The following is a 12,113-nucleotide window of genomic DNA, read 5'->3' on the forward strand; positions in this document are numbered from 1 at the left end:
TTTTTTATTCTTTTAATTTTAAGAGAATTAAATCCTTTATCTCTAAAAAGAGATGCTCATTACTAACTATTTATCAACCGAAAACGTTTTAGTCAAGAGTAAGATTAGGCGTTTCCTTTTATTCTCAATACATTTAACATAATGAAAGATAAATTGAATCATATTGCTGTCCTAACAAGTGGTGGCGATGCTCCAGGAATGAATGCAGGAATAAGAGCAGTTGTACGTTCTTGTGCATTTCACGATATTAAATGTTCTGGTATTTATAGAGGTTACCAAGGTCTTATAGAAAATGATTTTGAAGTTCTTAATGCACGTTCAGTAAGAAATATTATAAATCGAGGTGGCACCTTTTTAAAATCTGCACGTTCTAAAGAATTTAGGACAAAAGAAGGACGTCAAAAAGCTTACGAAAATCTTATATCTCAAGGCGTAGATGCCTTGGTGGTAATTGGAGGAGATGGTACATTTAATGGTGCAGTTGTCTTTAATGAAGAACATGATTTTCCAATAGTAGGAATGCCAGGTACTATAGATAATGATATTAATGGAACAGATCATACCATTGGTTACGATACTGCATTAAATACTGTTGTTGAAGCTATAGATAAAATTAGAGATACCGCAAACTCTCATAACCGTTTGTTTTTAGTTGAGGTTATGGGAAGAGATGCAGGAGATATTGCCTTAAATGCAGGTATTGGTGCAGGAGCAGAAGAGATTTTAATTCCGGAAGAAGATTTAGGAACAGATAGATTGTTAGAGTCTTTAAAACGAAGTAAGAAATCTGGGAAAACCTCCAGCATTATTGTGGTTTCTGAAGGAGATAAAATAGGTAAGAATATTTTTGAACTCGCAGAGTTTATTGAAACCAACCTAGAAGATTACGAAGTTAGAGTCACTGTTTTAGGACACATACAACGTGGTGGTACGCCTAGCTGTTATGATCGTGTTTTAGCAAGCAGGTTAGGTATTGGTGCCGTAGATGCATTATTGGCAGGAGAGCGAGACATTATGATAGGAACAGTGCACGGTAAAGTTACATCTGTGCCATTTAAGGAAGCTGTTGCAGGACGCAATAAAATAGATTTAGATTTAATTAGAGTGGCAGATATTACTTCGACATAATACAATAAGATGTCTCGTGACAGGCATTGTCGAAATAGTTATATAGAAAAGAAATTATTAATTAAAAAGTTACCCAATACGTTGGGCATTACTATGACAAAATTAGCAATAAACGGTTTTGGCCGTATCGGTAGAATAGCATTTAGAATAGCAACACAACGCGACAATGTAGAAGTTGTAGCAATAAACGATTTATTAGACGTAGATCACTTAGCATACCTATTAAAATATGATTCAGTTCACGGAAAATTTCCAGGGATTGTTGAGGTTAAAGACGGCAACTTAGTTGTAGATGGTAATACAATTCGTGTAACAGCAGAGCGCAATCCAGAAGACTTAAAATGGGATGAAGTAGGTGCAGAAGTTGTAATGGATTGTACAGGAATATTTACAGATTTAGATAACGCAGATGCACACTTAAAAGCAGGTGCTAAAAAAGTAGTTATCTCTGCACCATCTAAAACAGCGCCTATGTTTGTAATGGGTGTAAACCACAAAGATGTTAAACCCTCAGATAATATTGTATCTAACGCATCTTGTACTACAAACTGTTTAGCGCCAATGGCTAAGGTTATAGATGATGAGTTTGGTATTGTAGAAGGGTTAATGACTACAGTACACGCAACAACATCTACACAATTCACTGTAGATTCGCCATCAAAGAAAAACTACAGATTAGGGCGTTCTGCAATGGCTAATATTATACCAACATCAACAGGAGCTGCAGTAGCGGTAACTAAAGTAATACCATCTTTAAAAGGTAAGCTAACAGGTATGGCGTTTAGAGTGCCAACAACAGATGTGTCTGTTGTAGATTTAACTGTACGTACAGAAAAGCCAGCTACTTACGAAGATATTAAGATAGCATTTAAAAAAGCATCTACTGGAGATTACCGTGGAATTATAGATTATATTGAAGATGATGTGGTGTCTCAAGACTTTGTAAGCGATGCCAATACATGTAATTTTGATGCAAATGCAGGAATTGCTTTAAATGATAAATTCTTTAAATTAATTGCTTGGTATGATAACGAGTACGGATATTCTTCTAAATTGGTAGATTTATCGTTACACGTAGCGTCATTATAATTTCATAAATATTTAAAAGAGTCTGGTGCTGTTAAATTATTAGTTTAATAGATGCTGGACTCTTTTCAATTTTACAAACACCTATCTTTAATTAAATTTTATTTATGGTACTCATAGCAGATGGCGGCTCAACAAAATGCGACTGGATTCTATTAGATTCCAAAGGCGATGTAAAGCTTAAGACAAGAACACTTGGCTTAAATCCAGCAGTCTTTAAACAAGAGGTTTTAGAAGAAAGGCTAAAAGAAAATAGTGAGCTTAAATCTATATGTGACATTGTAGAAACAGTACACTTTTACGGCGCAGGTTGTGGTACCAAAACGCCTAAGCAAAACCTAAAAGAGACATTACAAAATTACTTTTACGCAGCTAAGGAGATAGAGGTAAATGAAGATATGGCTGCTGCAGTGTATGCTGCAACAACAAAACCAGGCATTGTGTGCATCTTAGGTACAGGATCTAATTCCTGTTACTTTGATGGTAAAGACATTCACATGGCGGTGGACTCATTAGGGTATATTCTTATGGATGAAGCTAGTGGTAATTATTTTGGCAAACGCCTAATTAGAGATTACTACTACAATAAAATGCCTATAAAACTTAAAAAAGAATTTGCAGCTAGGTTCGATTTAGATTCAGATGTTATTAAAATGAACCTTTACAAAAAAGAGAACCCAAATATGTATTTGGCCTCTTTTGCAGAGTTTATATTTACCAGTGAAGTAGGAGATTTAAATGCTTATTTCTATAAATTAATAGAAGAAGGCATGCTCAAATTTATAGAGCGTCGCATTCTTTGTTTTAAAGAAGCACAACACGTGCCTATTCACTTTATAGGATCTATAGCCCATTTTTCAGAAGACATCATAAGAGAATGTTTTGAGCCCTATCAACTTGAGTTAGGTTCAATAATTAGAAGACCTATTGATGGTCTTATACAATACTATAAAGACAATATATTATAATGAATTTCCCATCTATAAACCCTACAGAAACAAACGCTTGGAAAGCACTAAAAGATCATTTTGAAAGCATTAAAGCTGAAAAAATGAAAGATTGGTTTGCTAAAGATCCTCAGCGTGCCGAAAAGTTTTCAATAGCTTGGAAAGATGTGTATGTAGATTATTCAAAAAACCGAATAACTGCAGAAACTAAACAACTGCTTTTAAACTTAGCAGATGAGGTGAAGCTTAAAGATGCTATTGAAGCGCAATTTTCAGGAGAAAAAATAAACCAGACAGAAGATAGGGAAGTATTGCATACAGCGTTAAGAGATGCTAAAACCAAAGTTTCTGTAAACGGAGAATCTATTTCTAAAGATGTTCAGGATAATCTGGACCATATGCAGTCGTTTTCTAAAAGTATTATAAACGGCGATTGGAAGGTCATACCGGAAAGCCTATAACAGATGTTGTAAATATAGGTATTGGAGGAAGTGATTTAGGACCACAAATGGTGGTTGATGCGTTACAGTTTTATAAAAATCACCTTAACGTACATTTTGTTAGTAATGTAGATGGAGACCATATTTCAGAAACGTTAAAACACTTAAATCCTGAGACCACTTTATTTGTCATTGTTTCAAAAACATTTACAACACAAGAAACACTTACCAATGCCAATACGGCAAGGCGTTGGTTTTTAAAAAACGCCGAAGAATCTGCAATAGCCAAACACTTTGTAGCAGTATCTACAAATGCTACCGCCATTAAAGATTTCGGAATTTCAGAAAAAAACAGTTTTACAATGTGGAACTGGGTTGGTGGCCGTTTTAGTTTATGGAGTAGTGTTGGACTTTCAATAAGTTTAGCTGTAGGTTTTAACAACTTTAAGCAGCTTTTAGATGGTGCAAAAGACATGGATTCTCATTTTAGGAATACAGAATTTTCAGAAAACATTCCTGTTATCACTGCTTTGTTAACAGTTTGGTATAACAATTTTTATGGAGCAGAGAGTGAAGCTATTATTCCATATTCTCAATACCTGCAAAAGTTAGCACCTTACTTACAACAAGGTATTATGGAAAGTAACGGTAAAGGGATAGACAGAGATGGAAAACAGATAGATTACGAAACTGGTACCATAATTTGGGGAGAGCCAGGAACAAATTCCCAGCACGCATTCTTTCAATTAATACATCAAGGCACAAAATTAATACCTAGTGATTTTATTGGTTTTAAAACTTCCTTACACGGTAATACAGAACATCACGATAAACTAATGGCAAACTACTTTGCCCAGACAGAAGCTTTGTTACAGGGAAAAGATGAGACAACAGTTGTTTCAGAATTAAAAAACAAAGGTCTTTCAGAATCTGAAATTAAGGCGCTAACACCTTTTAAAATATTTGAAGGTAACAGGCCAACCACAAGTATTCTAATTGATAAATTAACACCTAAATCTTTAGGTAGCTTAATTGCTATGTATGAGCATAAACTTTTTGTGCAAGGTGTTATCTGGAATATTTTCAGCTATGACCAATGGGGCGTCGAGTTAGGTAAGCAATTAGCTAATACAATTTTAGAAGATTTAAATGCAGATGGTTTAAAACACACGCATGACGCCTCGACAAGTAAACTATTAAAGCGTTATAAATCTTAGAGCTTCTTAGGTTAAAATGATTACTTAGGGCTCAACTTTTAACGTTGAGCCTTACTTGTTTATATCGATTAGCTTTTCAGTAACTTTGTGAAGGTGCTCGATGCTAATTTTAATTTAGTTTCGACAAGCTCAATCCTTTATAAATGTTCTTTACTTAGATAATTTCTTAAAATGCAGCTTCAAACAAAAATACCAATACAAGAACAATCTCCTAAAATTAATTATAACTCAAGCTTAGTGTTATTAGGCAGTTGTTTTGTTGAAAATATTGGAAAGAAGTTTGACTATTTTAAGTTGAAAAACACACTAAATCCGTTTGGTATTACGTTTCATCCATTGGTTTTAGAGCGTCTTATTAAAAATTCTTTAAAAGACAAATCCTATTCTGAAGATGATGTGTTTCAACTTAATGAGCGTTGGCATTGTTATGATGCACATTCAGTATTAAGTGATGCATCTCAATCAAAATTAATTAATAATCTAAACCTTGCTTCTAAAACGTTAAAGCACTCGTTTACAGACGCCTCACACATTGTTGTTACTTTAGGGACAGCTTGGGGTTATGTGCAACAACACTCAACGGAGGTTGTAAACAATTGTCATAAAGTACCACAGAAAAATTTCAAAAAGACTTTAGCTAGTGTAGATGAACTTGTAGTAAGTTTAAAATCTATTTCAGCAACTATTAAAGCCATAAATCCAGAGGCAAAACTTATACTTACAGTCTCTCCTGTTAGGCATATTAAAGACGGCTTTGTGGAGAACACTCAAAGTAAAGCGCATTTAATTTCTGCAGTCCATAAAACAATTTCAGCAACCAATAATACAGCCTACTTTCCATCATATGAAATTATGATGGATGAGCTAAGAGATTACCGATTTTATAGTGAAGATATGCTGCACCCAAGCCAGATTGCTGTTAACTATATATGGGAACAGTTTATAGCAGCTTGGTTTTCTCAAGAAGGGAAAGATACTTTAAACCGCGTAAATGACATTCAAAGAGGTTTAGCTCATAGGCCATTTAATCCGAGCTCAGATGCGCATCAAAAATTCATTAAGAACCTTCAGGAAAAAATTGAATCACTACAAAAGGATTATCCTCAAATAAAGTTCTAATCTTTCAGTATCTTTAATAGAAAATTGCAAACATGCGTAAAATCTTATTAGGTGCTGTTTTGGCATTGGTTATTGTATTTGGAATTAGGTACTGTGAGCATCAAAAAGATGAGCGCGAGCAGCTAGAAGCAAGTACGGCACTTATACAAACACAATTGCAAAATGTAGGAAAGCTTGTGGTAACAGAAGGAAATTACGCTCAGGTATTTTCATATAACGACTCTAAAGATTTATTATACGGCTTAGTTAAAGTTTATAAAAAAGCATTGGTAATAATTGATGCAAAAGCAAAGGTGAGCTATGATTTAAGTAAAATGGTGGTGACTACCAATGCAGAGAAAAAGAAAGTAATCATTTTATTTATTCCAGAACCAGAGTTGGATATAAACCCAAACATTAAATATTACGATGTTTCTCAAGATTACTTAAACCAATTTACAGAACGAGATTTTAATATCGTAAAAGAGCGTATAGAAGATGATTTGCGCAGAAAAATATCTAAGTCTGAACTTATGACAAATGCAGAGAACAAGCTAATTTCTGAACTTCAAAAAATATATATCCTTACAAACTCTATGGGTTGGACGTTAGAGTATGATGCAACACCCATTAATTCTTCAGAAGAGTTACAGCGCATAAAATTATAAAGTAAGTTATACTAAGGGCAATGAGAATTCCCCATTTATAAATAATTAAATTTATTTTCACTATTCACTATTCACTATTCACTATTCACTAATTTCTATATAACAATCTGTTACGTTTTAGCGTTATGATATACTCATAGATATCATCAATCAAAATCAATCATTATGTTACAACGCTTCTTCATCCTATGTTCTGGAGCAGATAATTCTTTATTAGAAACGTGTTCTAAAGGCGAGCAAAATAAATATGCCGGTATTGGCGCAACAGTATTTTTNACAGCAGTGATGGCTTTTTTAGCTTCTGCGTACGCACTTTATACGGTCTTTGATAATTATTTTGCTGCAATAGGGTTCGGTTTAGTTTGGGGTTTGCTCATATTTAACCTGGACCGCTATATAGTTTCAACAATTAAAAAAACAGGACGCTTTAGTAATGAGTTGTTCCAAGCAGCACCTCGACTTATTTTGGCAATAATCATAGCAATAGTTATTGCCAAGCCTTTAGAGCTTAAGATATTTGAAAAGGAAATAGATCGTGTCATACTAGAGCAGAAAAATGCATTTACTGTTGAAAATCAAAATCAGATAGCCACACAATTTTCTCCAGAAGTTGATGCTATTACAAATGAAATNGATGCTTTAAAGNCTGAAATAGCCACAAAAGAAAATGAGGTTAATGCACTTTATGATATNTANATNAGTGAAGCAGAAGGCACCTCTGGAACNCAANNNNTAGGAAAAGGTCCAGTTTATAAAGAAAAGCGCGATAAACACGATGCAGCTCTAGCAGATTTACAAGCTTTAAAGACGACCAACGCTTCTAAAATAGAAGCTTTAGAGGCACAAATAAGCACTCTCAAAACTAATTACGATACGAAAGTAGCAGACACACAGCCAATAGTTGAAAATTTTGATGGTCTTATGGCACGCATTACAGCGCTTGATACCTTGCCTTGGTTACCGTCATTTTTTATATTCTTANTATTTCTATGTATTGAAACTGCGCCAATTATAGCAAAACTGTTAGCGCCTAGAGGAGAATATGATGTAAAGCTTAGTGAAGCCGAAGACGAGCTTAAGTCTTGGGCAACCCAAAAAGCACAACAACGTGCAAGCTTGGTAAAAGCAGATCACACCTTAAATGATCGTGTGTACGGAGATATAAGCACAGAAGAAGAGTTATACGCCTATAAGATGAAACGCGCTAGGGAGCTTATGAAACAACAGCAAGAGGCATTTTATAAAAGCCAGACTAAAGTGTTTTAATTATTAATTTTCATTGCAAGGTCCCACATAACAACACCAACGCTTACAGAAATATTTAAAGAGTGTTTACTGCCAAATTGAGGAATTTCAATAACAGCATCACTTTGTGATACAACATCTTGCTGCACGCCTTTTACTTCNTTTCCAAANACNACTGCATAGGTAGTGNTTGGTTCTGGTTTAAATGTNTTTAGCATTATAGCGTCTTCGGCTTGTTCAATAGCCAGTATTTTTACGTGGTCCTCTTTTAAGCGTTCTACCAAAGCAACTGTATCGTTTACATACNCCCAAACTACAGTTTCAGTAGCACCTAAGGCAGTTTTTCTAATGTCTTTATGTGGTGGTTGTGCAGTAATACCACATAAATAGATTTTTTCAATTAAAAATGCATCTGCTGTACGAAATACAGANCCTACATTATGAAAGCTTCTTACATTATCTAAGATGATAATAAGTGGTGTTTTTGTAGCGTCTTTAAATTCTTCAACCGTTTTACGATCTAGTTCTGCGTTTTTAAGCTTTCTGTGTTTCATAACTGCAAAGTTACAAANGAAACTAACGTTGTTACAATGCAATNACAAATGAAATTTTCACCTTCAAAATTTTAGCATTACCCAATACCTTATATTTGCCAACTTATGAGCGAAAAAAGAAAACAGCAAGCAAAACTTTTAAGAAANTTTAGAAGTATACATCGTACGTTGGGTGCACTTCTGTTTGTGTTTTTCTTTGTAGTTTCTATTACTGCTTTACTTTTAGGNTGGAAGAAAAATAGTGGCAANCTCATATTACCATCAACTAAAATGGGAACAACCACTACTATAAATAACTGGATGCCTATGGAGCAATTACAGGATATTGCTTTTAATGTATTAAAAGACTCTGTTAGTAGTTCTATAAATTTGGATTTAGACCGTATAGATTCACGACCAAGCAAAGGTGTTGTAAAGTTTGTATTTAAAGAACATTATTGGGGTGTACAATTAGATGGTGCAACAGGAAAAGTACTNTCGNTATCACCAAGGCGTGCCGATGTTATTGAAAACATTCANGACGGCTCAATTTTAGATGTTGTATTTAAAACTAATTCTAACATCCTCAAGCTAATTTACTCGTCTGTTATGAGCATATCNCTTTTATTATTTACTGTTACTGGTTTTTGGTTGTGGTATGGACCTAAGCGAATGCGTAAGTCAAAACGAACACCTTAGGTTTTTTTACTTTACACATTTAGAGTTGATAACAACCTATATGTAATTGTTTAAAACTTCNTTCGGGTATACCTTTCAATTTTGGTACTTTCGCAAGTCAATCACAGCATTTAAATCTAATGGCCAAAGCAAAGAAAGTCACACCATTAATGCAGCAATATAATAGCATCAAGACAAAGTATCCTGATGCCTTATTGTTATTTCGCGTAGGCGATTTTTACGAAACTTTTGGGGAAGATGCTGTAAAAGCAGCGCGCATATTAAATATAGTGCTCACTAACCGAAATAATGGTGGCGAGCGTACAGAGCTTGCAGGATTTCCACACCATTCATTAAATACCTACCTACCCAAATTAGTAAAAGCAGGNGANCGTGTNGCTATTTGTGACCAACTNGAAGATCCAAAAGCAACTAAAAGTATTGTTAAACGTGGCGTTACAGAACTTGTTACGCCAGGTGTTGCGCTAAATGATGAGGTGCTACAGAGCAATTCTAATAACTTCCTTGCTTCAGTTTACATTGGAAAAAAGCAAATGGGTGTAGCGTTTTTAGATGTTTCAACAGGCGAATTTCTTACAGCGCAAGGCTCTTCAGAATATATAGATAAATTACTGCAAAATTTTGCGCCTAGTGAAATACTTATTGCAAAACAAAAGAAAGCAGATTTCACAACAACCTTTGGGTCAGATTTTCATACATTTTATATTGAAGATTGGGTNTTTAAGACAGACTATGCCCACGAAACACTACATCAACATTTTGGTGTAAAATCATTAAAAGGCTTTGGTGTAGATCATTTAGAAGATGGTATTATAGCCTCTGGAGCTATATTATATTACCTAAGTGAAACACAACATCATAAATTAAAACATATTACAAGCATAAGCCGCATTGCAGAAGACGCCTATGTTTGGATGGATCGTTTTACTATAAGAAATCTAGAGCTTTATCAAGGCACATCTTTACAGTCTGTAACTTTATTAGATGTTATAGATAAAACAACATCTCCTATGGGAGGTAGAACATTAAAGCGNTGGTTGGCACTGCCATTAAAAAACGCTGAAAAAATAAAAAAACGTCACCGNGTTGTAAACTATTTCCTTAAGCAAAAAACNTTATTGAGTGATGTNACGTCTCATATAAAACAGATTGGAGATATAGANCGTCTCATTTCTAAAGTAGCTACCGCTAAAGTAAGCCCNAGAGAAGTTATTCAACTTAAAAACTCATTAGATGCTATTGTGCCTATTAAGACATTAGCCCTTAAATCTGAAAACGATGCTCTAAAAGTTATAGGTGATAATTTACAGTCTTGTGATTTATTGCGAGGAAAAATAACAGAAACCTTAAATGAAGAAGCACCAGTTAACNTACTAAAGGGTAGTACTATAGCTAGAGGATTTTCCAAAGAGCTGGATGAGCTTAGNGATATACGTTTTTCTGGAAANGAATATCTAGATAAAATGCTTCAGAGAGAAACAGAGGCTACTGGTATTACATCATTAAAAATAGCAAGCAACAATGTTTTTGGATATTATATTGAAGTGAGAAATTCTCATAAAGATAANGTTCCAGAAAACTGGGTTAGAAAACAAACTTTGGTAAATGCAGAGCGATATATTACTGAAGAATTAAAAGAATACGAAGCTAAAATTTTAGGAGCAGAAGAGAAGATTGTACAAATAGAGCAAGAGTTGTTCTCTAAATTAGTTATTTGGATTTCAGACTACATAAAACCAGTACAGCAAAATGCACATCTTATAGGAGAAATAGACTGTCTTTGTGGTTTTGCTACACAAGCTATGCAGGAAAACTATTGTTTGCCAGAAATCACAGAAGACTATAGTTTAGAGATTACAGAAGGAAGACATCCCGTTATTGAAAAACAGTTGCCACTTGGAGAACCCTATATAACTAACGATATCTTGCTTAATCGTGATGATCAGCAAATGATTATGATAACTGGGCCAAATATGAGTGGTAAGTCTGCTATCCTAAGACAAACGGCACTTATTGTATTATTAGCTCAAATGGGAAGTTTTGTNCCTGCTAAAGCTGCCAAAATAGGATTAGTAGATAAGATTTTTACTAGAGTAGGCGCAAGTGATAATATTTCGATGGGTGAAAGTACATTTATGGTCGAGATGAATGAAACTGCGAGTATTCTTAATAATCTTTCAGATCGTAGTTTAGTGCTTTTAGATGAGATAGGTCGTGGTACAAGTACATANGATGGTATTTCTATAGCTTGGGCAATTAGTGAATACTTACATGAGCANCCAGCAAAGGCTAAGACACTATTTGCAACTCATTATCATGAGTTAAATGAGATGACAGAAACCTTTGAGCGCATTAAGAATTATAATGTGTCTGTAAAAGAATTAAAAGATAATGTNCTCTTTTTAAGAAAACTAGTTCCAGGAGGTAGCGAACATAGCTTCGGAATTCACGTAGCTAAAATGGCAGGAATGCCACAACAGGTATTGCATCGAGCAAATAAAATATTAAAGAAATTAGAGAAAAGCCATTCTTCTGAAGAGTTGAGCGGACAGATTAAAAAAGCAACAGAGCAAGAACCACAATTAAGCTTTTTTAAGTTAGATGATCCTTTATTAGAAGATATAAAGCAGGAAATCATACTAGTAGACATAAATACTTTAACGCCTGTTGAAGCATTAATGAAGTTAAATGAGATTAAAAGAATGCTTGTCCCAAAAGGAAATGCTTAATAAAAATAAGGACTTAAACATTTCTTTAAATTATTTTCCTGAAATCCTTTGTGGTTAAGTGAAAGTTATTAAATTTGCAACCGCTAATTCAACAAGTTGAGTTAGTACGTTCATTACAATCGCGAAAATAGCTCAGCTGGTAGAGCGCCACCTTGCCAAGGTGGAGGTCGCGGGTTCGAATCCCGTTTTTCGCTCAGTTACCAAAAAAATGTCGATATTTGAAAGCCGATATTTTTAAAGCATTCGTAAATTTTAGAGTTTACGCTCGGGTGGTGGAATTGGTAGACACGTTGGACTTAAAATCCAATGAACATTAGTTCGTA

The 12,113-nt window shown here is 34.5% G+C and carries 8 protein-coding genes, 1 tRNA gene and 1 pseudogene; 9 read left to right on the forward strand and 1 reads right to left on the reverse strand.

Annotated elements, in window-relative coordinates:
- The first annotated feature begins 141 nt into the window (after nucleotides 1–141).
- The 7 genes and pseudogenes from pfkA to CL818_RS05945 all read left to right on the forward strand — a co-directional run bounded on the left by pfkA (nucleotide 142) and on the right by CL818_RS05945 (nucleotide 7,850).
- Nucleotides 142–1,128 carry a 6-phosphofructokinase gene (gene pfkA, locus CL818_RS05915; protein WP_013186787.1) on the forward strand — a complete coding sequence of 329 codons (987 nt, stop codon included), beginning with the start codon at nucleotides 142–144 and terminating at the stop codon, nucleotides 1,126–1,128.
- A gap of 93 nt (nucleotides 1,129–1,221) precedes the next feature.
- Entirely contained in the window at nucleotides 1,222–2,217 is a 996-nt protein-coding gene (gene gap, locus CL818_RS05920) for a type I glyceraldehyde-3-phosphate dehydrogenase (RefSeq protein ID WP_272972609.1), read from the forward strand.
- Nucleotides 2,218–2,321: 104 nt separating this feature from the next.
- Complete coding sequence (locus tag CL818_RS05925; protein WP_272972608.1) at nucleotides 2,322–3,182, forward strand: BadF/BadG/BcrA/BcrD ATPase family protein; 861 nt, start codon at nucleotides 2,322–2,324, stop codon at nucleotides 3,180–3,182.
- Nucleotides 3,182–4,818: pseudogene (pgi, locus tag CL818_RS05930) on the forward strand (glucose-6-phosphate isomerase). The gene CL818_RS05925 and the pseudogene pgi overlap by 1 nt, the downstream one beginning before the upstream one ends.
- Nucleotides 4,819–4,989: 171 nt before the next feature.
- Complete coding sequence (locus CL818_RS05935; protein WP_272972606.1) at nucleotides 4,990–5,937, forward strand: GSCFA domain-containing protein; 948 nt, start codon at nucleotides 4,990–4,992, stop codon at nucleotides 5,935–5,937.
- Between the two features lie 32 nt (nucleotides 5,938–5,969).
- On the forward strand, nucleotides 5,970–6,584 hold the full coding sequence (locus tag CL818_RS05940) for a DUF4230 domain-containing protein (RefSeq protein ID WP_286972226.1): 615 nt from the start codon (nucleotides 5,970–5,972) through the stop codon (nucleotides 6,582–6,584).
- Between the two features lie 165 nt (nucleotides 6,585–6,749).
- Nucleotides 6,750–7,850 (forward strand): DUF4407 domain-containing protein, encoded by a 1,101-nt coding sequence (locus tag CL818_RS05945; RefSeq protein ID WP_286972228.1) that lies wholly within the window; start codon nucleotides 6,750–6,752, stop codon nucleotides 7,848–7,850.
- On the opposite strand, the gene CL818_RS05950 is transcribed toward CL818_RS05945, so the two are convergent.
- A complete protein-coding gene (locus tag CL818_RS05950) occupies nucleotides 7,847–8,383 on the reverse strand; it encodes an RNA methyltransferase (protein ID WP_286972230.1) in 537 nt (178 codons plus the stop codon). The two genes, CL818_RS05945 and CL818_RS05950, sit on opposite strands and share 4 nt — an antisense overlap.
- A gap of 797 nt (nucleotides 8,384–9,180) precedes the next feature.
- Here CL818_RS05950 and mutS point away from each other — a divergent pair.
- Both mutS and CL818_RS05965 read left to right on the forward strand, forming a co-directional pair.
- The gene (gene mutS / locus CL818_RS05960; RefSeq protein ID WP_286972234.1) at nucleotides 9,181–11,790 is read left to right on the forward strand and encodes a DNA mismatch repair protein MutS; all 2,610 of its coding nucleotides are present in this window, start codon (nucleotides 9,181–9,183) and stop codon (nucleotides 11,788–11,790) included.
- 121 nt (nucleotides 11,791–11,911) lie between these two features.
- Nucleotides 11,912–11,984 (forward strand) — tRNA-Gly (locus tag CL818_RS05965).
- Nucleotides 11,985–12,113: the final 129 nt, after the last annotated feature.

This window comes from Croceibacter sp. (assembly GCF_002716225.1).
GTDB classification, from domain to species: Bacteria; Bacteroidota; Bacteroidia; order Flavobacteriales; family Flavobacteriaceae; genus Croceibacter; species Croceibacter atlanticus.